Origin of the sequence: Synechococcales cyanobacterium CNB (genome assembly GCA_030263455.1) — a bacterium.
Lineage (GTDB): Bacteria > Planctomycetota > Phycisphaerae > Phycisphaerales > UBA1924 > CAADGN01.
In genome coordinates, this window is sequence record SZOZ01000008.1 from 180,940 (window position 1) to 202,804 (window position 21,865).

Genomic DNA, 21,865 nt, shown 5'->3' on the forward strand with positions numbered 1-21,865 from the left:
TCTGACCGGAGCATCTCCATGCAATCTCGCAGAGCGTTTCTCGGCGCGTTGAGCGTTCCCGCGGCCGCGCTGGCGGCGGCGTCCGGCCGGCTGCCGATGCCGCGCGCGTCGGCGGCCGAGATCGTCGCCGAACTCGCGGCCACGCCCGGCGACCCGGAGGCCATCGCCCGCGACGAGACCTACTGGCGCCACGCGCAGGAGGCGTTCACGGTCGATCGCAGCCTCATCAACTTCAACAACGGCGGGGTCAGCCCCTCGCCGCGCTGGGTGCAGGAGGCCATGCGCCAGCACCAGGAGCTCTCGAACAAGGCGCCGGCGTACTACATGTGGCAGGTCCTCGAACCGCGGCGCGAGGTCGTGCGCACGCGCCTGGCCCGGCAGTGGGGCGTGGACGCGGAGGAGATCGCTATCACGCGCAACTCCTCCGAGGCGCTGCAGATCTGCCAGCTGGGCCTGGACCTCGGGCCGGGCGACGAGATCCTCACGACCACGCAGGACTACCCGCGCATGCTCACGACCTTCCGCCAGCGCGAGCGGCGTGAGGGCGTCGTGCTCCGGCAGTTCAGGATTCCCGTCCCGGCGGAGAACCCGTCCGAGGTCGTGCGGCTGTTCGAGGAGCACATCACCCCGCGGACGCGCGTCATCCTCGCCTGCCACATGATCAACCTGACGGGGCAGATCCTGCCGGTCCGCGGGATCGTCGCCATGGCGCGGCGGCGGGGCATCCCGGTGATCGTGGACGGGGCGCACGCGCTCGCCCACTTCGACTTCCTGCTCTCCGACCTCGAGTGCGACTACTACGGGGTGAGCCTGCACAAGTGGCTCTTCGCCCCGCACGGGACGGGGCTGCTCTACGTCCGCCGCGACAGGATCGCGGGCCTGTGGCCGATGATGGCCGCGCCGCCCGAGATGGAGGGGGACATCCGCAAGTTCGAGGAGATCGGCACGCACCCGGCGGCGAACTTCCTCGCCATCGCCGAGGCGCTCACCTTCCACCAGGGCCTCGGCCCGAAGCGCAAGGAGGCCCGCATGGTCTTCCTGCGCGAGCGGTGGATGGAGCGGCTCGCCGGGCTGGACCGGGTGCGCTTCCACACCAGCCGCAGGCCGGGCCTCGCCTGCGGCATCGGGACGGTGCAGGTCGAGGGCATCGCCACCGGCGAGCTGAACCAGTGGCTCTGGGACCGCCACCGCATCTTCACCACGGGGATCGTCCACGACGAGTTCGAGGGGCTGCGCGTCTCGCCGAGCGTCTACAGCACGCTGGAAGAGGTGGAGCGCTTCTGCGAGGCGATGGAAGAGGCGGTGAAGAAGGGGATCGCCTGAGACCCGGCCCGGGCGGGTTCGCGCGGGGCAAGTTCAAGGGTTCCGAGCCTCTCCTTCCCTTCCTGCTGCCTTCTCGCTCCGTGCTCTCCGGGCGCCTCTCCGCGGCCTCCGCGTTCGGGTCGGGGGCGTGCCGTTCCTGCGCCGATGGTCCGAGATGCGTTCCGCGCGCGCCGCGCGCGACGCGCAGGATGTGCGCCGGCCTCCACGCCCTTCTTCTTTCGGCCCGTTGCTCGCTTGACCATCTGCTGTCGGCACGTCCGCCCGCGTTCTCGGGGGCGGGAAGCGTGCCGGACCTTCGAGAACCGCCGTCAACGGTCGCTGTTGATCCATCCACGGTCGCTGTTGATCCATCCACGGTCGTTGTTGATCCATCCACGCTCGCCGTTGATCCATCCACGCTCGCTGTTGATCCATCCACGCTCGCTGTTGATCCATCCACGGTCGCCGTTGATCCATCCACGGTCGCCGTTGATCCATCCACGGTCGCCGCTGATCCATCCACGGTCGCTGTTGATCCATCCACGCTCGCCGTTGATCCATCCACGCTCGCCGTTGATCCATCCACGCTCGCCGTTGATCCATCCACGCTCGCCGCTGATCCATCCACGCTCGCCGCTGACGGAGGCCCCTCCGGCCGCGCCCCGCCAACCCCCGCCGGCTGCAGCCCGATCCCCAGCGGCACGCGCCGCCCGTCCGGCCCGCGCGGCGGGGTGCCGTCCACGATCCGCTGGATCGCCATCTCGCCCCCCCGCCCGGCCGGTCCTATCCTTCCGCCCCCCGCCCCGGGGGCAGCGCGGCCCGGCCCGCCGGCACGCCTGGATCGCACGCAAAGCCAACGCTCGGCACACGAGGAACCGTCCCCATGGCCACCACCGGCAGCATCACCCAGGTCATCGGCTCCACCTTCGACGCCCAGTTCCCCGAGGACCAGCTCCCCGACATCTACAACGCCCTCCGCGTCGAGGCCGAGACCCCCGCCGGCCCCCTCCGCCTCACCGGCGAGGTCCAGCAGCACCTCGGGGGCGGGCGCGTCCGGGCGGTGGCCCTCGGCTCGACGGACGGCCTGCGCCGCGGTCTGCCGTGCGTGGACACCGGCCAGCCCGTCGCCGTCCCGGTCGGCGAGATGGTGCTCGGCCGCGTCTTCAACCTGCTCGGCGACGCGATCGACAAGAAGCCCGACCTCGTGGACGCCCCGCGGCGGCCGATCCACCGCGAACCGCCCGAGTTCAGCCAGCTCAACCCCAACACCGAGATCCTGGTCACGGGCATCAAGGTCATCGACCTGCTCTGCCCGTTCGTCCGCGGCGGCAAGATCGGCCTCTTCGGCGGCGCGGGCGTCGGCAAGACCGTCATCATCCAGGAGATGATCGCACGCGTCGCCCGCGAGTTCGGCGGCTACTCCGTCTTCTGCGGCGTGGGCGAGCGCACCCGCGAGGGCAACGACCTCTGGCTCGAAATGCAGCACGCCGAATACACCGACGAGCACGGCAGGACCGCCCACGTCATCGACAAGGTCGCCATGGTCTTCGGCCAGATGAACGAGCCGCCCGGGGCGCGCCTCCGCGTCGCCCTCTCGGGCCTCACCATGGCCGAGGAGTTCCGCGACGCCTCCGGCAAGGAGACCATGATCTTCGTGGACAACATCTTCCGCTTCACGCAGGCGGGGTCCGAGGTGTCCGCGCTGCTGGGCCGCATGCCCAGCGCGGTGGGCTACCAGCCCACGCTCAGCACGGAGATGGGCGAGCTGCAGGAACGCATCACGTCGACGAGCAAGGGCGCGATCACGTCGGTGCAGGCGATCTACGTGCCCGCCGACGACCTGACCGACCCGGCCCCGGCCACGGCGTTCGCGCACCTCGACGCCTTCGTCGTGCTCGCCCGCGGCATCGCGGAGAAGGGCATCTACCCGGCCGTCGACCCGCTGGCCTCGACGTCGCGGATCCTCGACCCCGGCATCATCGGCCAGCGCCACTACGCGGTCAGCCGCCGCGTGCAGCAGATCCTCCAGCGCTACAAGGACCTCCAGGACATCATCGCCATCCTGGGCGTGGACGAACTGAGCGAGGAGGACAAGCTGACCGTGAGCCGGGCGCGCAAGATCGAGCGCTTCCTGAGCCAGCCGTTCTTCGTGGCCGAGCAGTTCACCGGCTTCTCCGGCATCTACACCCCGCTGGAGCAGACGATCGACTCGTTCGAGCGGCTGTGCAACGGCGAGGGCGACGACCTGCCGGAGAGCGCGTTCATGTACGTCGGCAACCTCGACGACGCCCGCGCCAAGGCGGAGAAGATGGCCGCGGGGGTGTGAACGAACGAGCCATCCTGCCGCCAGTCCGGGCCCCGACGCCGCTCGGGGCTTTCTTGTCTTTGCTTTGCTGCGGCCAGGCCCGTCCGCCGGCCTGCCACGCGACCGCCGCGATGGAGTCCGCGAGATGCCGCACTTCTCAACCCCCTCTTCTCCCCTCGACGACCAGCTCCGCGTCCTGCCGATCATCGTCGGCGGCTTGATCGCCGGGCTGATCACCTTCGCCGTGATCGTGCTCATGGTCGCGCCCGGCGGCCCGCTCACGAACACGCCGGCCCCGGCCGCGCCCTCGATCAATACACCGCTGCTCGTCGCCGTCGCCGGGCTGATGTTCGTCGGGGTGGTCGGCTTCATCGCGGTCGGCGCATCCGCACGAGCCCGCGCCCGCAGCGCGTGGCAGGAGCGGGCGGACGATGAGCAGGGCGCGCACGCCGTCGGCGCGGTCCTGCTGAACACGACCATCGTGCGCGCAGCGCTCGTCGAGGGGCCGGGCCTGTTCGGCTGCGTCTCCACGCTCATCACCGGCCATCTCGCGGGCCTCGCCGCCGCGGCGGTCAGTGTCGTGTTCCTCGTGTCGCTCGTGCCCGTCCGTTCGCGCTCGCGCGCGCTGTTGGAGCACGCGACAGCCGGCGCGCCATCGCTGTAAGCTACCACGCCCTCGACGGAGCCGCACCGTGACCGCACCAGCCATCGACACCCGCGCCGTCACCGACCGCCGCACGCTCCGGTTCGCGACGACGGACGAACTCCGGCGCGAGATCGAACGGCTCGCCGAGGCCGCCCGGGCGGGCACGCTGCGCGCCACCGGGAACTGGTCGCTCGGCCAGGCGTTCGGCCACCTCGCCGCGTGGACCGACTACGCCTACGACGGGTACCCGCCCGAGGCTCGCCCGCCGTGGTTCGTCAAGGTGGTGTGCCGCATGATGAAGAAGAAGTTCTTCACCCGCGGCCTGCCCGCGGGCGTGCGCCTCCCCCGCGTGAAGGGCGGCACCTTCGGGATCGACCCGCTGCCGCTGGAGGAGGGACGCGCCCGGCTCCTCCGCGCGCTCGGCCGTCTCGACAGCACGCCCCCGCCGCGGCCCAGCCCCGTCTTCGGCCCGCTGTCGCACGACGAGTGGCGCCGCATGAACCTCGCCCACGCCGAACTGCACCTCTCCTTCTTCCATCCCGGCTGACCGGCCCGCTCGCGGGCGTGTACTCCGCCATGCTGCGGCGTGCGTTGCTATGGTCTGCGATGCCTCCGACCGATTCGCTCGCCGCACCCGCAACACAACCCGACATCGACGCCGTGGTCCGCGCGACCTCGCTCGCCTTCGCCGGTGCGCCGGACGCGACCGAGGCGTGGCTGCGCGCGGCCGGCCTCGACAACGTGCGCGTGCTGCGCGATGCCGGCAGGCCTGCCGCAAGCCTGGTGCGTGTGCCGATGGGGCAGTTCTTCGGCGGGCGGTCGGTCCCGATGCTCGGCATCGCCGCGGTCGCCGTGCCGCCGGAGCGACGAGGGGGGGGGCTTGCCCGCCGCCTGATGATCGCCGCGTTGCGCGAGGCCCACGCCGACGGTTTCGCGCTCTCGACTCTCTACGCCTCCACGCAGGCGTTCTACCGCCAGGTCGGCTACGAGCAGGCGGGACTGCTCTTCCGCACGACGCTTCCGCTGCGCACCATCGGCGTGCGCGACCGGTCGCTGCCCGTCCGCCCGCTCGACGCCGGCGACGAGCGGGCGGTCCGCGAGTGCTACAACTCGTTCGCGTCGCGCTTCAACGGTACGTTGGACCGCGGGCCGTACTGCTGGACGCGGACGCGCGAACTGCGCGGCGATCGCTACGCAGGGTTCGGCGTGGTCGCGCCGGATGCGCCGGGCCGACTCGATGGGTACGTCTTCTTCGCGCAGCGGCGCAAGCCCGATTCGGGACGGCACGACGTCGCGGTCTCCGACATCGCCTTCACGAACGCCCGCGCGGGCAAACGCCTGCTCGGCTTGCTCGCCGACCTCGCCACCGTCGGCGACGACGCGGCCTTCCACGGCCCGCCGCTGCACCCGCTGCTCACGCTCATGGATCAGCAGTTCCACACCTCCGCCTTTGTTGACGTGTGGATGCTGCGCATCGTGCGTGTGCGCGAAGCCCTCGAAGCCCGCGGCTACCCCGCGCACGCCGACGCAACGCTCACGCTCGACGTTTCCGACGACCTCACCCCCGACAACGCGGGGCCGTGGACGCTCCGCGTGCGAGACGGACGCGCGAGCGTCGAACGCGCGACAGGCATGCGCACGCTCCGCCTGAGCATCCGCGGCCTGGCCGCGATGTACGCCGGTCTCTACTCCGCGTCGCAGACGGTTGCGCTCGGGCTGGCGGAGGGCGACGCCGGTGCGCTTGCCGCCGCCGACGCGATCTTCGCCACGAACACCCCCTGGATGTCCGACCGCTTCTGACGCGTACGCTCCGACCATCACAACGAGCACACCCATGGCCAAACGACCCGACCTCAGCGGCCATCAACGCCGCATCGTGCAGCGCTACTACGACAACCTCGGCACGATCTCCGTCCAGAAACTCCAGGAGATCGTCTCCGATCTCGCCCTCGCGGACGACCCGAAGCAGGCCGAGCGTCTGTGGAAACGGGCCGAGACCGCGCTGGCGAAGACGGCCGCGAACGACGCCGAGGCCCGGACCGCGCTCGCGGAGCGCAATCTCCAGAAGTTGGCCCAGGTCGTTGCCCGACTGGCGTAGTGCCCTTCGGACCCGGGCACTCGCTCTCGCTTCGTGCCGGGTTCAGCACGCCTCACTTCACGGCCCGTCGCGGCGGCTTGAGCAACTCGCCCAGCACGCCCAGGAGCAGCAGCCCTGTCAGTCCGCTGTACGCGCTCCCCGCGATGACGATCAGGGGCACGAAGGCGGGTGACAGGCGCGCCAGCCACCAGCCGCCCATGTCCGCCAGCAGGGCGAGGCCCATCAGTCCCACGCCCCACGACGTCAGCCCCCGCGGCCAGGTCGTCATCAGCGCGAGCGCCGCGACCACGAACGCCATCGTCCCCAATGCAAGCGCGTGCGCGTGCGTGGACGCGACGAGCACGCCCGCGGGTGTCCGCTGAATCTGCCGTGAGAACGCGACGCGCTGGACGTCGCTCCAGAACTCGAGCGGGATCGTCTTGCCGATGCCGTCGCCCTCGGTCGCCTGCCGCGCGTGGCAGCGCAGGCAGTGGGCGGCGATGATCTCCGCGGGCGCATCGTCGCCGAGGTCGAGGCTGTCGAAGTCCTCGCTCACCCGGTCGCCGCGCAGCCACGCGAGCAGCGTCTCGCGGTCGGCCTGGGGCAGTTCGGGCGGGTGGCCGCGCTCCAGCGCAACGATCAGCGGGGCGCGCCGCTCGACGCCGCTGTAGGCCCCCGTGAAGTCGTCGAGTGTGAGTCCGGGCCGCTCGTCGCGGTTCTCGTAGTGCCACAGCACGTGGGTCCCGGAGGCGACCAGCCCGCCGATCAGGACGAACACGAGGCACGCCACGCCGAACTTCGCGCCGAGCGGCAGGTCGCGCAGCGCGGGCCACGATCCGGCCATGCCTCATCCCCCCTTCAGCAGCGCGGGGTCGATCTCGACCGTCCCGCCGGAGACCACCGCCCGGTTCGCCAGGATTCCGACGATGCTCGCCCGCGCTCCCTCATCCGCCCCGCACACGACCGGCGCGCCCTCGCTCACGCTCCGCAGGAAGTCGCCCAGCGCGTAATACAGCGGCGCGTTCGGCAGCCCGATCCCCTCCTGCAGCTTGCCCTGCGCGGCGAGCTTGGTGGCCTCGGCGATGAGCGTGATGCCCTGGTCATTGTGGAAGCGCTGCCGGTTCGCGTAGACCTCCCATCCCTGTGTCGGAGCGTCGGACTCCTTGAACATCCACCCGTGCGTCCACGCCAGCCACATCGAGGCGTTCGTGCCGTGAAGCACCTCGTACTCGCCGCCGTAGGTGCTGGCCAGCGTCGCCTCGTAGTGCAGGTGGACGCCGCTCTCGAAATCCAGGCCGCAGTGGATGGTGTCATAGACCTCGCGCCCGTCGGCGTGCAGGCGGATGGACCCGCCCCCGCGCGCCCGCACCGGGTACGCCCCGAGGTACCAGTGGAAGACGTCGAACTGCTGCGTTCCCTGCTCGCCTGCCAGCCCGAGCGAGACCGCCGGGTCCAGCCGCCAGTTGAACTCGCGATCGCGGGCCGGGTCTGGCGCAGGGGTGCGCCACGAGTTCTTGCGGTTGCTCTGCGCCCGCATCGCCACGGGGTCGCGCACGGCCTCGGAGCGGAAGAACGTCCAGGCCAGCTTGTAGACCGGGTTCGACCTGCCCTGCAGCCCGGAGTAGAACACGCCCGACGAGCCGCGGGCCGCGCGAGCGATCGCCTGGCAGTCCTCCACGGTGTGCGCCAGCGGCGTTTCGCAGTAGACGTGCCGCCCCGCCGCCAGCGCGGCCAGCGCGATGTCACGGTGCAGGTGCGTCGGCGTCGCGATTACGACTGCCTTCACGTCCGCCCGCCTGTCCAGCATGGCGCGGTAGTCGGCGAAGCCCTCGGCCCCCTGCGAACGGCGCACGCCTGCGTCCAGCCTGCGCTCGTCGAGGTCGCAGATCGCGCCGATGCTCACGCCCTCCATCTTCTGGAGTTCGCCGAGGATGGCGCGCCCCTGCCGGCCCGCGCCGATCACGCCGACCGTGACCGGCTCGTGCAGGCGCACGGGGCGGGCCAGGCCCAGTTCGGGCAGCAGCGCGACCGCCGCCATCGCCCCCGCGCTCTGCTTGATGAAAGTCCGACGATCCGTTTCGTTCATGGTCACTCCTGCTCCGCACGCTCGGCCTTTTCTGACCGCCAGAATAGCCGCTCATCCGGCCCCTCGACGGCCCAGGCCCCCCCTTGTTGCGGCAGGAGCGTCGTGAGTTGCCGCGGCATCCCCGAGGGCCTCGCGCCAAGCACGAGCAGCGCGGTGGACCAGGCGTCCGTCTCCATCGCGCTCTGCCCCACCACGCACGCCAGCCGAGCGCCATCCACCGGCGTGCCGTTCCGAGGATCCAGGACGTGTCCCAGCCGTCTCCCGTCACGAACCACGACCCGCCCCGACGGCTCAGACACGGACATCGCCCGATCGTTCAGTACAACCCTGTACGGGCTGCCTCGCACTTCGACGACCCAGCCCGCCTCGCCGGGAGGCGATCCGATCGCGACGACCGTGCTCGTTCCGCCGTGCAGCAGGCCGCACGAGACTCCCGCCTCGCGCACGATTGCAGCGGCCTCGTCGAGCGCCTGTCCCTTGGCGATGCCGCCGAGGTCCAGCGACATGCCCGGGCGCGTGAACCGAACGGTTCTCGCGGCATCATGCAGCCGCACGCCGTCCATCCCCACGCACGCCGCCGCGGCCTGCACGTCGCCCGGCTCGCCGTGGAAGCCCCATGCGCGCATGAGCGGGCCGATGGTCGGGTCGAACGCGCCGCCCGAGTCAAGCCACGCGCGGGCGCACGCCGCGAGCAGCTCGAACGTGTCCGCGTCGATGCCGACCGGCCGGTCGCCCGCGTGCGCGTTCACGAACGAGAGCACGCTGTCAGGCCGGAACCGGCTGTAGCGCCGCTCCAGTTCCGCGATGCGTTCCAGCGCGGCCTCGGCGCACGCCCGCAGGCGCGGCGCTTCATCGCCCCACAGGACGACCTCGAACCGCGTGCCCATGGCGGGCGCGGCCGCGCGGACCAGCTCGCCGGACGACCCGCTAGAGACGCTTGACCCTCCGCGTCTGAGGGTCGTACTCGTACGCTGCGCCGTCCCACAGCGAGCGCGTCGCCAAGTCCACGATGACCATCATCTTCGTGGCGAGGTCGACCTGGCTGCGGTTGGGCTTGCGGGTGCGGATGCTGTTGAGCCAGTCCAGCCGCAGCGCGTTCTGCGGGTCGCCGATGTCCTCGCTCTTGATCTCGAAGGGGTCGATCTCGGAGGCGAACTTGGACTCGGGGCGCACGGTGCAGTGCGGGCCGTTGAGGAAGATGTTGGCCTTCTGGCAGCGGATCATCGAGGGCAGTCCGGTCTCGTTGTTCGTGGAGCCGGCGATGATCATGGTGTGCCCGCCCTCGAACTCCACGTTCAGGTTGACCTGGTCGTGGTTCTCCATGTCCTTGTCGATGTAGTGCCCGCCGGTGGCCACAACGCGCGTCGGCCAACCGGCGCCCAGCGACATGAGCAGCGGCGTTGCCTCGTGCACCAGCAGGTCGCCGATGATCCCCGTCGAGTACGCCCGGTACCGGCGCCACCTCGCGTAGATCTTCGGGTCCCACGGCACCGCGCCGAGGTGCCCGCACCACCGCTCCCAGTCCAGGTTCTCGCCCGGCTTCCAGCGGTTGTCCAGCGAGTAGTAGTTCCACTCGCCCGTCGGCGTGTTGCGGCAGTACGACGTCTGGCTCCAGAGCGCCTTGCCCAGCGTCCCCTCCGCGATGACCTTCTGTGCCGCAACATACTTCGGGTACATGATGTGCTGGGTGCCGACCTGGAAGATGATCTCCGGGTTCGCCTTCACCACGTCGTGCAGCCGCAGGGCCTCGTCGAGCCGGAGCGTCATCGGCTTCTCGCAGTAGACGTCCTTGCCGGACTTGATCGCGTCCTCCGCGATCGGGCCGTGCCAGTGCTCGGTCGTCGCCACGAGGACCGCGTGGATGTCGTCGCGGGCCATGATCTCCTTGTGGTCGCGGCAGATCGTCTCGACCTTCATCCCGTAGCGCTCGTCGAGCATCTTGGCCGCGTCCTGCGCCCGCACGTCGCACACGTCGCAGAGCGCGGCGATCTTCAGGCTCTCCATCCCCTCCTTGTTGAAGAACGCGAGCCGGTCGGCGTGCCCGGTACCCATGCCGCCCGGGCCGACGATGGCGATGCGGATCGGCTCGCCATCACCGACGGGCGTCCGGCGCGCCGCGCGAGGGATCGGCCGCCCCGCGTACGCCGGCCCCACGCTCCCCAGTGCCGTCGCGGCCCCGGCCAGCGCGGCCGTCTTGGTCAGGAACGAACGACGAGACTCAGGAACGAACGACGCAAACCCGCTTCGATCGGTCGCCATGGCGATATCCCCTGTGCTCCGGAGGCCCGCACACGCGGGCCGAGACGCCGCGGCCAGACCCGCCGACGCCTGAACCCACAGCCTACCACACCCGACCCCACAAAAGCCACCCCGACGCCAAACAGCCCGGGCCCCCCGGCTTTCTCCCGAAAGGGGTGCTTCGCCCCCGAACAGGGACATGAGAGCCGTGGGCGCGAACACTCCCCCTCACGACTCCGCGGGCACGAACCATCGCAGCCGCCAGTTGCTCTGCCTGAAGACGGGCCTGCCCTGCTCGTCCGGACGCTCGCCGTCCCAACCCCCCCCTTCGAGGATCATGTCGAAGCCCCGCCAGCGCAGGCCCCGGGCCGCGAGGCCCGTCAGCAGCACGCGGTAGACACGATCGTCGAGTTTCTGCACAACGACATACGGCGATCGTTCCCCCGCCTGCATCCGGGCCAACGTCTTGAGCACCTCGTCCCTGTGCTGGCGCAGGTACCGGAACGCTTCGGCCGGCTCGACGCCGTTCTCGCGGCACTCCCGCACCGTCAACTCGCTGAGCACCTGCGAAAGGAACAACTCCTCCTCGTCCTCGACGAGAGCCCGCTGGATGTGGGCGACGAGGTGCGCTGCCGAGCGGGAGACCAGAGTCTTCGATCCGTCGCTGTGCTCGACCACGATGGAGCCGCCCTCGACGTGGGTCGGATCGTGGTACCCCTTCGGCGTCGCGCCCACGATCGGCTGGTTTGACTGCACGCCGGGCAGCCCGGCGAACATCGGCCGGTTGTAGACCACCCGACGCTCGACGCACGCGCCCAGGACGAGCGTGCCGACGGCCAGGACGACTCCCGCGGTGCGCCACCGCCCGCTCATCGCGCTGCTCCCGCCCCGACGGCCACCGGCTCGCGCTCCGGCTCGCCCATGCCGCGATGCCAGCAATCGTGGACGGCGTACTCCTCGCTCGCGGTGCGGCGATCGGTCCGCGTATGGCAGCCGCGTGATTCCTCGCGCCATTCCGCCGATCTCGCCACGAGCGCGCCGACGAGCAGCATGTTCTGCGTCTCCCACCCCTCGGGATCGTCGAAGACCTTGTCGAGCGTGTAGCGTGCCCAGAAGTCGAACATCTCCACGGCGTCGCGGAGTCGCTCTCCGCTGCGCTCGATGCCGACGTTTCGCCACATCGCCGAGCGCAGGCTCGATCGCACGTCTTCGAGGTCGAGTTCCCCTTGGCGGGAGGGAGGGATGTCGCTCACGATCCTGGCGTGGCGCGGCCCGTTCTCGCCCGCGTGCGCCGCGGAGGCCGCCTCCTCGCCGGCAATGCGTCCGAACACCAGGCCCTCGAGCAGCGAGTTGCTCGCCAGCCGGTTCGCGCCGTGGATGCCCGTGCAGGACGCCTCCCCCACCGCCAGGAGCCCCGGTACGCTCGTCCGGCATCGCAGGTCCGTCCGCACGCCGCCGATGGTGTAATGGGCCGCCGGATGCACCGGCACCAGATCCTTCGCGGGGTCAATGTCGAACCGGGCCAGGAGCGCGGCGATGCCGGGAAACCGCTCCACGAACCCGTGCAGGTGGCGGCAGTCCAGCCACACGTGCTGCCCACCCTGGCGCGCGATCTGCCGGACGATCGCCCGCGTGACGACGTCGCGCGGCGCAAGCTCGGCCAGCTCGTGCACCTCCGGCATGAAACGCCGACCGGCGGCGTCGAGCAGGTGCGCCCCTTCCCCGCGTACGGCCTCGGTGATGAGCGAGCGCGCCGCGCCCGGCAGGTAGAGCACCGTCGGGTGGAACTGCACGAACGCCATGTCCGCCAGCCGAGCGCCGGCCCGGTACGCCGCCGCGAGTCCGTCCGCCGTTGCCGAGGGCGGGTTGGTGGTCTCGCGGTAGAGCACGCCCGCACCGCCCGACGCGAGGATCGCCGTTCGCGCCCAGATCATCTGCAGCCCGTATCGTGAGTGGTGCGTGATCGCGCCCAGCACGGGCGACCCCGGCTCGTCGGACGGCGTCACAAGGTCGAGCAGGAAACACCGCTCGAACACGCGGACGTTCGCCAGCGAGCGCACGCGCTCCGCCATGCACCGCGAGAGTTCAGCCCCTGTCGCGTCTCCCCCCGCGTGGAAGACGCGGCTCGCGGAGTGCCCGCCCTCTCTGCCCGCGTCGAGTTCGCCCGCGGTGTCGCGGTCCAGTCGCAGGCCCCACGAGAGGATCTCGCGCAGCCGTTCCGGACCCTGCTCGCACAGCAGCCGCACGGCCGGCTCGTCGCACAGCCCGGCCCCTGCCGTCAGCGTGTCGCCGATGTGCGACTCCACGCTGTCGCCCGGCGCGAGCGCCGCCGCGACCCCCCCCTGTGCCCAGGCTGTGTTGGTCTGGCGGAGGTCCGACTTGGAGAGGATGATGACCTCGCCCCCGCGCGCCGCCGCCTCCGCCGCCCGCAGGCCCGCCACGCCCGCGCCGACCACGAGCGTATCGGTGAAGATCTGCGGGAGGAGCGTCGATCGGAACGGGATCAGGTACCGCCGCTGGTCGAAGACACCTTCCATCCGGGGCGAGTGTAGGGCCGCCGGCGCCTGTGCCGATTCAGGCCGCGGCTCGCGTCTCGGACGCCGCCACCGCCGCGTCGAGCGCAGCCGTCAGCCTTGGCATCGGTGTCGGGGTCGGGAGCATCAGCACGCGCCGTCCCTCCGCCAGCGACTCCTCGGGTGCCACCGCGCCTTCCGGCGAGAGCACGATCAGCGGCAGGCGGCCTCTCCCCGCGTCCGCCTCGGCCGACTGGTACGCCTGCGAGACCGGCAGCCGATCGGAGGGCGACGGGAAGTGCACCACGCCCACGTTCGCGGGCTGGTCGCCCGCTGTGCGCAGGCGGTCGAGCGCGATGCGGTAGACATCGCACGCCGGCGACGCACTGATGAACAGTGGGCGCACCGGCGCCGACAACGCCTTCGCGTGATGGTCCACGCGACGCTTCCACTCCATCGTCCGTCCGGGCGCGGCGAGCATCGCCAGTTTGATCGTCTCCGTCTCGGCCTCGATCGTCCGTTCGATCTCCGCGATCACCTCGTCCGCCAGTCCCAGCCCCCGGCACAGTTCGTCCGTCGGATACAACACGTCGTTCCCGCTCGAGCCGAGCATGAAGGCGTGCGCGAGCCGGTCCGCGAGCGCCAGGGTCGCGACATCGCCGTAGCGCTTCGGACAGTTCCGCCGAATGTCCGGCGCGGACAGGTGGTGGAACACGATCGGGTCCACGAGGTCGCGAGGGAAGTGCCAGGCGTGCAGGATGCGGTCCATCCCCTCGGCGTGGTTCATCAGGAGCATGCGCGACTCGACTCGCTCCAACTCGACGCCCAGTTCATCCGCCTTGGCGAGAACCTCGGCGTACTTGTCCCGCAGAAGCTCCGCGTAGACCACGCGCCCGACGTCGTGGAGCAGTCCCATGGTGAACGCGGCGTCCGGCTCGCCCTCGCCACGCGCCCGAGTCACCGCCGCCGCGATCAGACCCACGGCGATCGAGTGCTCCCAGAACAGGATGGGGTCCATGAACCCCTCGACCGCGACGCTGCTGAAGCGATCGACGACACCAATGTTCATCACCGCCTGCCGGATCGCCCCCACCCCGATCCGCAGCACGGCCTTCTCGACCGTGTCCGCGGGCGTGCCGCTCGCGAACGCGCTCGAGTTCGCCAGGCGCAGAATCTTGAGCGCGATCGCCGGGTCGCGCTTGATGACCGAGGCCACCTGCTCGCTGTTCGCCTGCGGGCTGTTCACAATCTTCAGCACCTCGGCGACGCTCGGTGGCAACGCCTTCAGTTCCGCGCAACGCTCCAGCATCTCCACCAGTTCGGATCGCACGACGCGAGGCTTCAGGTTTCGCAGCGCGGTTGTCACGTCCGCGGGCGGCAGCGCTCCGGGCGTGGACGAGGCTGCAATCCCTCCGGGCGCGCCCGTTCCCGACACCGCCCGCTGGACCTTTCCCGCTGCGGCTGAAACTGGTTCGCTCGGCGCACCGACGGCCTCCCCCGCCCCTGCCGACGCCTCGTCACGTCGATCCGACGTCAGTTCGCGCACGCGCGCCACCATGTCCGCCAGCGAGAACTGCGCCTTGAGCAGGTAGTGCCGCACGCCCAACTGCCGCGACTTCAGGACCGAGTCTTTGTCACCCGCCGCCGTCAGCACGACCACCGGGGGCGACGGGAGCGTCGCGTCGGCCTTCATCCTCCGCAGCAGTTCCAGCCCGTCCATCTCGGGCATGCCCAGGTCGAGCAGGATCAGGTCCGGCGGCTGCGTGCGCATCAGCCCGATCGCCTCGCGTCCGTTGGCGGCGCACACGGCGTCGAAGCCCTCGCGCCGCAGCGCGGCGGCGATCGGCTCGCGGATGATCGCCATGTCATCGACCACCAGAACCCGTTTCATGCCGCTTCTCGGATGATCTGCACGCCCTCGGCGACCGCCGCCGGCGCTTCGAGGTCAGCGCGCATCTCGACGACGAATCTTGACCCCTTGCCCTCGCGCGAGAGTACGCGCATCGTCCCGCCGTGCGCCGCCGCAATCCCCTTGCAGATGGCCAGCCCCAGCCCCGTTCCGTGCGAAGCCGCCGAGCCGACCATCCCCGAGTTCAGCGCGAACGCCGTCCCGAGTTGCCGCACGATGTGCTCGGGCATCCCGCTGCCGGTATCGAGCACCTCGATGAGGACTCGACGCTCGGCGGCGTCGGTCGTCTCCGTCGCTCTCACTTCGATCCTGCCCTCGCGCGTGTGCTTCGCCGAGTTGCTCGCCAGATTCATCACCAGCCGACGGATGGCGTCGGCATCGCCCTGCATCCGCAGGTCGGGCGGCCGGACCGATGACACCACCTCCACCGAGCTGTGGTTCACCTGCGGCCGCACCGTCTCCAGCGCCTGCTCCACCGCGTCCGCGACCCGCACGGTTCCCCAGTGCCACCGTGCCAGTCCGCTGTCGAACCGTGCGGCCTCCAGCACGTTGTTGACCGTCTCCGTCATCCGCACCGTCTCGCCGTGGATCGACGAGAGGAAGTGCTCCATCTCCGCCTCATCGCGTGCGTTGGGGGTGAGCAGGTACTCCGACATCAGCCGCATCGAGGTCAGCGGCGTGCGGAGTTCGTGGGCGACGACGGCGAGCACGCGTTCCATCGCCCTTGCCGCCTCCTGCAGCGAGCGCCGCTCGCGCTCCAGGCGCTGGGCGCACTTCTGGGCCATCGCGTAGCGGATCGCCCGTTCGAGCGTGACCGCGCTGGCCGCGTCCTTCTGGACGTACTCGGTGGCGCCGGCCTCCAGTGCCTCGCGGTCCACGCTCCGCCCGCCCTGGCCGGTCATCAGGATCGCCGGTCGGTCCGGCAGCGCGGCGGCGATCTCGCGCAGCAGGTCGATGCCGGTCTCAGCCCCCAGACGGTAGTCGATCAGGTACGCGTCGTACCGGTCCTCGCCGATGACGCGCCGGGCCTCGTCCGCGGACGTTGCCCACTCGACCAGGTACCGCCCCGGCTCGACGTCGTCCAGCCACGCGCGCACGAGGACGAGCATGTCCTCGTCGTCGTCAACGAGAAGAACGCTTATCGGACTCTGAGCCTGCGCCTCCATCACAGCCGTCTATCGGCAGTTCCGCGTGCTCAAGCCAGTAGCGGCCGATGGCTTTCACCGTCTCTGAAAGCCCGGAATACGTCGAAGGTTTTCGCATGTACGAGTTCGCGCCGGTGTCGTACGCCCACGCCACGTCCTCGGCCGCGCCGGAGGTCGTCAGCACCACCACGGGAACGCAACGGAGCGTCTCGTGCTCTCGGATCTCGCGCAGAGCATCGCGGCCGTCCACCTTCGGCATGTTCAGGTCGAGCAGGATCAGTCCGGGCCGAGGAGCCGCATCCACCGCGGCGTAGCGCCCGCGGCGAAACAGGTAGTCCAGCAGTTCCTCCCCGTCCTCGACGAACCGAAGGTCGTTATCCAGGTCCGCCTCGTCCCACGCTTCGCGCGTGATCAGGCGGTCGTCGGCGTCGTCCTCGGCGACGAGGACCGTGATCGATCGGTCTGTGCTTCGCGACATGGATCTTCCCCGGATGCCTGCTGCCTCGTCGGCAGTTCTATCACGAATGTCGCCCCCTCGCCAGCCGTTCCCTCCGCGACGATCCTGCCCCCGTGCCGTTCAACTATCTTTCGGCAGATCGCCAGCCCCATCCCTGAACCTTCGTACTCCGACCGGCCGTGCAGCCGGTGGAACGGCTCAAAGATCACGCTCGAGTACTTCGCGTCGAACCCGATCCCGTTGTCACGAACCACGAGTCGGCACCGGGAATCACCCCCACTCCCCGCCTGAACAGGGGATTCGGCCGAGATCGTCACGAGCGGCCGGCGGACGTCGCTGCGGAACTTCAAAGCATTCGAGAGCAGGTTTTGGAACAACTGGCGCATCTGCGTCGAGTCCGCGTCGATCGAGGGCAGGTCTCCCACTTCAACGACCCCGCCGGACTCCTGCAGCGCGACTTCCAGGTCCGTCAGCACCTCGCGCACGACCGCGCCGAGGTCAACCCGCTCGAACGGCCGACCCTTCGATGTCACCCGGGACAGTTCGAGCAGGTCGTTCAGCAGCGACGACATGCGGTCCGCGGCGTTCAGCATCCGGGCCAGATAGTCCTTGCCCTTGTCGCCCAGCGTGCCCTCGTACTGCTGGCGCAGACGGTCGCCGAAGACCAGCACCTTCCGCAGCGGCTCCTGGAGGTCGTGCGACGCGATCGACGCGAACTGGGCCAACTCGTCCACCATCCGCTGCAGCTCTTCCGTGCGCCGCTGCACCCGTTCCTCGAGTTCCGCGTTCATGCTCTGGATCGCGTCCTCGGCACGCTTGCGCTCGGTCACGTCGCGGATGATCCCGGTGAACTGCCGCCGATCGCCCAGCCGAACCTCGCCGACCGACAACTCGATCGGGAACTCCAGCCCGTCCTTCCGCAGGCCGTAGGTACGAAGGACTCCCCCCCCGACCGTCCGTCCCGACCCGTTCTGCTGGTAGCGCCGCATCCCGGCACGGTGCAGTTCCCGCAGGCGCTCGGGCATCAGCACCGTCAGTTCTCGCCCGATGAGTTCCTCGGCGCAATACCCGAACATCCGCTCGGTCGCCGGGTTGACGGTCTCGATGACGCCGCGCCCGTCCGCGACGATCACGGCGTCCGGCGCTGTGTGGAGGATCGCCCTGAGGCGCTCGCCGCGCTCGCGCAGTTCGCGCGTCCGCTGCACGACCAGTGACTCTGCCCTGGCGTTCGCCACCCGCAGCGACTGCACGTACACGAGCGCGAGCGTGGTCAGCACGAAGCCGCACCCCAGCGCCCACGATGATGCGCGACCCTGCGAGTAATACGGCTTGATCGAGCGCGCGACGAACACCGCGGCCCAATCGCGGCCGAGCGTCGAGTAGTGGACGACCTGCCGCATCCCCTCCGTGAGACCCGGATCCGGCGAGTCCACCCGCGTGACCGCAGCCGGATTCGTCGAATACAGCAGCTCCTGACTGCCCCCGGGAAGCCTGTCGAACAGGTGAACCTCGATCTGTCCCGTGGGCACGTCCCGCAGCGACGCCGAGAGCAGGTCGCTCAAACGCACCGTCGCGGCCAGGAACCCGGCGACAGCCCCGAGCCGTTGATGCTCGTCCGACGGGATCGCATCGCTGTCATAGACCGGAAGGAAGACCGTCACGCCGCCGCGGTCGCCGATGCCCTGCGCCAGGCGGACAACGTCCCGCCTCGCGCTCGCAACCGGCGCATCGCGCCACGCCGACATTTCCATCGCCGACAGGAGCGCTGCTTCCGAAGCGTGGTCGAACCCGATCAACGCACGCGCTGGCGGCACCGACACGGTGTACAGGATCGGGGCGTAAACGGGCCTGCTCTCGGCACGCACCATGGCGCCCGTGCCGTCGTTCTGCACGATCGCGTACTCTTCCCCGGCGGCCTTGCGGGCCGAAGCGACGAACTCTTCGGCTCGATCCCCCGGCACGCGCGGCGCCCAATCCAGCGCGAGCACCGTCGAGCGCCTGCTCAGAATCTCTCCGGCAAATCGCGCGAACTCATCGGGTTCGACAAACTCGGATGCCTCGTAGAACGCGCGGACGGCGTACAGGGCCTCCACGGCGTCGGACAACTCCGCGTCGATCGCGGCTGCGCGTCGCGTAGCGTCGGTCTGGAACTGCGAGATCGCAATCCCGCGTTCACGCGACACCAGCACACCGTGCACGACCAGCGTTGCGCCGAGACCGATCGCCGCAATGAGGGAAGGTACGAGCCACGAACGCCGCAGCCGACTCCCAGCCGATGGCCTCGCCTCGCCCGTTCCAAGTCCTGCCTGCATCACGTCTACTCCCCGTCGGGCGATAACCCGGGCGCTCCGCCCCGGTCTGAGTCGTATAACCGGTGATCGACCATCCCCGCCCCGGGGTTGAACCGGGATCGCGGATATGCCCTCGAATCTGAGGCTCCATCCCCGTTCCGGGGCTTGCCTATGGGCACCCGGCCACGAAGGCGTTGAGGAACGCGACGAAGTCCAGCGTGTTCACAACCGTGTCGCCGTTGAAGTCGGCCTTCGGATCGCTCCCCACGAAGGCGTTGAGGAACGCGACGAAGTCCAGCGTGTTCACGACCGTGTCGCCGTTGAAGTCCGCCGGGCAACCAGGCCCCTTTTTGAACACGATGCCGTCCCCGTCCGGCCCGCCGAGCGCGGCGATCTCAGCGTCGCTCAGCACGTCGTCGGCGAAGTACATGCTCGCCACGTAGACCACCTCGCTCCTGCCGCCGGGTCCGAACTCCGCGCTCCCGAGGTCGGCGAACAGGCAGAACGTCGAGGCGAGCGGGGTGGGTCCGACCGATCCCGGCTCGGTCCCGCTGCTGAGTGCCCACGGGCTGGGGAACCCGCCCCACGCCTGCCAGTCGCCCGGATCGACCGCCTCGCCGTCTCCATAGCGGGGATCGCCCGGATCGACGCTGTCGTAGAGCCAGTCGCTGCCCGTGCTGCCCACGAGTTGGCCGTTGACGTAGACACGACCCACGCCGCCCTGCATGTGGTCGCACACGAAGGCGAGGCGGAACCACTCGCCCGGCTTGATGAGCGGGGTGTTGAGGTACTGCCCGGGCTGGCGGTCGAAGCCGATCACCCCGCCGCCGCCGAACGCGGGATTGCGGATGAACATGTCCGCCCCCCCCTCGTTGTTGTGGTTCCCGTGGACGAGTGCGGCGATCCACTCGTGGCTGTTCCACGTCTCGTGCGGGATATACATGTCCCACACCATGGTCCACTGGCCGAACCAAGTTCCGGGGAATGCGGGCTGCGTGCGCGGATAGAGCGCAAGCCCGATTCCGCGGTAGTTCTTCGGGTCGGGGTCGGAGAGGTTGCGCGCGGGACTGGTCACGTAGACCGTGTCCTCCTTCCCGCCCGGCCCGACGATACCAAGCTGCGCCGTCGTTGCGAAGAACGACTGCTGCTCTGTCACGCCGGTGGGGATCGTGGGGTCGGGGTTGTTCTCGTTCCCGATCCCGCCGAGGATCGTTCCGAACGCGGGATCGTCGAGGTATCGCAGCATCGAAGGCCCCGAGCCGGCGACGGAGCCGAGGCCGCCCTCGAAGTGCCACTCCGTTTCTTGCCGGGGCGAGGCGTTCCAGACCTCGACGGCGGTGGTTCCGCTCTTCACCTTGACGGTGCCGAAGAGGATGCCGAGGGGGATGTCGATGTCGCGGATTTCGAAGAACGCCGCGCCGTCGTTGCGTATCCAGGTGTCGATGGTGATGGAGAGTTCGATCCCCGCCGCCTCGCCGACGAAGGTCTGCGCGAACACGCCGTTCTTCGGGAGGGGCAGCCCGCCGAGGAGGTTGCGCGAGTAGCCGCGCAGCAGCCTGGATGCGCCCGGCTCGATGATCTCCATCATGTCCGCGATGGTCGAGTTGTTCGGGATGACAAGCCCGACGAGGCCGGTCGTCTCGACGATGCCGTCGATCGCGAACGAGTAGCCGGAGGCCGGCACGATGAACTGGGGCGTTCCGGGCGGGAACGGGTGATTCTGGCTGTTGCGAGACTGGTCCGGGAAGCACGGGCCGAAGATCTGGCACCGCAACTCCATGCCCGTGATGTTGATGACGGCGTCGTTGTCCGGCTGCCCGCACGCCGACCCCAGCCCGACCGCGACCCCCGCCACGGCACCCGCCAGCGCGATCCCTCTCATGTTCGCCTCTCCTCGCCGACCACGGCGGCCGGTCCAGCATCCTACAGCGGGACGCCGCCCGGCCCAAGAGGGATGATCCGGCCGCGCACTTCCTGTACCATGTCCCCTGCCCTCGCGGACATGCCCCGGAGAAGCCCGGTGATCGACAGGCAGCGTCAACCCGGTCGCGCCTTCACGCTCATCGAACTCTTGGTCGTCATTGCCATCATCGCGCTGCTGATCGGGCTGCTGCTGCCCGCGCTGGGGGCGGCGCGCGAGGCCGGGCGTCGGGCGGCATGTCTCTCCAATACGCGCCAGCTCGCCACCGCGGCCAACCTCTACAGCAACGACACGCGCGTCGGCCTGTTCCTGCCGAGCATCCTCACCTTTGAGGACAACGTGGGCTGGTTCTACCCCGACTACGTCCCCGCCATCGAGGCGCCCATCTGCCCGGCGACGCGCAACACCATCCGCCCCAACTTCATGGTGACCGACGAGCCGCTTCTCGAGGACCTCCCGCTGTTGTACGGCCGCAACTTCCTCTTCGACCACTTCTTCTCGGGCGACGACCGCTACGACCAGGCCGGCGGGCACTCCTACGAGACCTTCGCGTGGTTCGACGAAGGCAAGTTCCTCGACGGGATCGTGATCTCGGGACGCGGGCGGGGCACGATCGGCGCGCAACTCGGCTGGACCTACACCCCCGGCGGCGGCATCGACATCCTCGAACAATCGACGAAGAACCTGCTCAAGACGCAGGCCACCGTCGAGTTCCCGTCCCGCACGGTCATCATCCTCGACAACGACAACGACGACGCGGACCCCGCCGGCCTCGCCATCGGCGTCGGCCGCGCCGACGGCATCAACAACTGGCCGGAACCCTGGAACAATCACGGACCCGACGGACTCAACGCCGCGTTCTGCGACGGCTCCGCGTCGTGGATCCCCCGGCGAGACCTCATCGAAGCCTACCTGTTCTCCGGCTTCGAACCGCCCCTCGAAGCGCTCCAGAACTCCGCGTTCGGATACCGCCCT

18 protein-coding genes and 1 pseudogene are annotated in these 21,865 nt (G+C 69.8%); 7 read left to right on the top strand and 12 right to left on the bottom strand.

Annotation, left to right across the window (positions count from 1 at the left end):
- The first annotated feature begins 18 nt into the window (after positions 1–18).
- Complete coding sequence (locus tag FBT69_09590) at positions 19–1,323, top strand: aminotransferase class V-fold PLP-dependent enzyme (protein MDL1905045.1); 1,305 nt, start codon at positions 19–21, stop codon at positions 1,321–1,323.
- Between the two features lie 308 nt (positions 1,324–1,631).
- On the opposite strand, the gene FBT69_09595 is transcribed toward FBT69_09590, so the two are convergent.
- The gene (locus FBT69_09595; GenBank protein ID MDL1905046.1) at positions 1,632–2,171 is read right to left on the bottom strand and encodes a hypothetical protein; all 540 of its coding nucleotides are present in this window, start codon (positions 2,169–2,171) and stop codon (positions 1,632–1,634) included.
- A gap of 14 nt (positions 2,172–2,185) precedes the next feature.
- On the opposite strand from FBT69_09595, the gene atpD reads away from it, so the two are divergent.
- From atpD to FBT69_09620, 5 genes are all read left to right on the top strand, one after another.
- Positions 2,186–3,628, top strand: coding sequence for a F0F1 ATP synthase subunit beta (gene atpD / locus FBT69_09600; protein MDL1905047.1), 1,443 nt, complete (start codon positions 2,186–2,188; stop codon positions 3,626–3,628).
- A gap of 124 nt (positions 3,629–3,752) precedes the next feature.
- Positions 3,753–4,271 carry a hypothetical protein gene (locus FBT69_09605; protein ID MDL1905048.1) on the top strand — a complete coding sequence of 173 codons (519 nt, stop codon included), beginning with the start codon at positions 3,753–3,755 and terminating at the stop codon, positions 4,269–4,271.
- Positions 4,153–4,800: a DUF1569 domain-containing protein gene (locus tag FBT69_09610; GenBank protein MDL1905049.1), complete on the top strand. Its 648-nt coding sequence runs from the start codon at positions 4,153–4,155 to the stop codon at positions 4,798–4,800. Before FBT69_09605 ends, FBT69_09610 begins: the two co-directional genes overlap by 119 nt.
- 29 nt (positions 4,801–4,829) lie before the next feature.
- The gene (locus FBT69_09615; protein MDL1905050.1) at positions 4,830–6,053 is read left to right on the top strand and encodes a GNAT family N-acetyltransferase; all 1,224 of its coding nucleotides are present in this window, start codon (positions 4,830–4,832) and stop codon (positions 6,051–6,053) included.
- Between the two features lie 34 nt (positions 6,054–6,087).
- Entirely contained in the window at positions 6,088–6,351 is a 264-nt protein-coding gene (locus FBT69_09620) for a hypothetical protein (GenBank protein ID MDL1905051.1), read from the top strand.
- Between the two features lie 52 nt (positions 6,352–6,403).
- On the opposite strand, the gene FBT69_09625 is transcribed toward FBT69_09620, so the two are convergent.
- The 11 genes from FBT69_09625 to FBT69_09675 all read right to left on the bottom strand — a co-directional run bounded on the left by FBT69_09625 (position 6,404) and on the right by FBT69_09675 (position 20,851).
- Positions 6,404–7,174, bottom strand: coding sequence for a hypothetical protein (locus tag FBT69_09625; GenBank protein MDL1905052.1), 771 nt, complete (start codon positions 7,172–7,174; stop codon positions 6,404–6,406).
- Between the two features lie 3 nt (positions 7,175–7,177).
- Positions 7,178–8,416 (bottom strand): Gfo/Idh/MocA family oxidoreductase, encoded by a 1,239-nt coding sequence (locus FBT69_09630; protein ID MDL1905053.1) that lies wholly within the window; start codon positions 8,414–8,416, stop codon positions 7,178–7,180.
- Between the two features lie 2 nt (positions 8,417–8,418).
- A complete protein-coding gene (locus FBT69_09635) occupies positions 8,419–9,303 on the bottom strand; it encodes an FAD:protein FMN transferase (protein ID MDL1905054.1) in 885 nt (294 codons plus the stop codon).
- A gap of 40 nt (positions 9,304–9,343) precedes the next feature.
- Entirely contained in the window at positions 9,344–10,855 is a 1,512-nt protein-coding gene (locus tag FBT69_09640; protein MDL1905055.1) for a Gfo/Idh/MocA family oxidoreductase, read from the bottom strand.
- 27 nt (positions 10,856–10,882) lie between these two features.
- Positions 10,883–11,527: a hypothetical protein gene (locus FBT69_09645; protein MDL1905056.1), complete on the bottom strand. Its 645-nt coding sequence runs from the start codon at positions 11,525–11,527 to the stop codon at positions 10,883–10,885.
- Positions 11,524–13,191 carry an L-aspartate oxidase gene (gene nadB, locus FBT69_09650; protein ID MDL1905057.1) on the bottom strand — a complete coding sequence of 556 codons (1,668 nt, stop codon included), beginning with the start codon at positions 13,189–13,191 and terminating at the stop codon, positions 11,524–11,526. The genes FBT69_09645 and nadB overlap by 4 nt, the downstream gene beginning before the upstream one ends.
- A 37-nt stretch (positions 13,192–13,228) precedes the next feature.
- Positions 13,229–15,058 carry a response regulator gene (locus FBT69_09655; protein MDL1905058.1) on the bottom strand — a complete coding sequence of 610 codons (1,830 nt, stop codon included), beginning with the start codon at positions 15,056–15,058 and terminating at the stop codon, positions 13,229–13,231.
- On the bottom strand, positions 15,055–16,242 hold the full coding sequence (locus FBT69_09660; protein MDL1905059.1) for a HAMP domain-containing histidine kinase: 1,188 nt from the start codon (positions 16,240–16,242) through the stop codon (positions 15,055–15,057). Before FBT69_09660 ends, FBT69_09655 begins: the two co-directional genes overlap by 4 nt.
- A complete protein-coding gene (locus FBT69_09665) occupies positions 16,199–16,699 on the bottom strand; it encodes a response regulator (GenBank protein ID MDL1905060.1) in 501 nt (166 codons plus the stop codon). The genes FBT69_09660 and FBT69_09665 overlap by 44 nt, the downstream gene beginning before the upstream one ends.
- The gene (locus tag FBT69_09670) at positions 16,633–18,990 is read right to left on the bottom strand and encodes a PAS domain S-box protein (GenBank protein ID MDL1905061.1); all 2,358 of its coding nucleotides are present in this window, start codon (positions 18,988–18,990) and stop codon (positions 16,633–16,635) included. Before FBT69_09670 ends, FBT69_09665 begins: the two co-directional genes overlap by 67 nt.
- Before the next feature lie 148 nt (positions 18,991–19,138).
- Entirely contained in the window at positions 19,139–20,851 is a 1,713-nt protein-coding gene (locus FBT69_09675; protein MDL1905062.1) for a hypothetical protein, read from the bottom strand.
- Between the two features lie 120 nt (positions 20,852–20,971).
- Here FBT69_09675 and FBT69_09680 point away from each other — a divergent pair.
- Positions 20,972–21,199: pseudogene (locus tag FBT69_09680) on the top strand (prepilin-type N-terminal cleavage/methylation domain-containing protein).
- Positions 21,200–21,865: the final 666 nt, after the last annotated feature.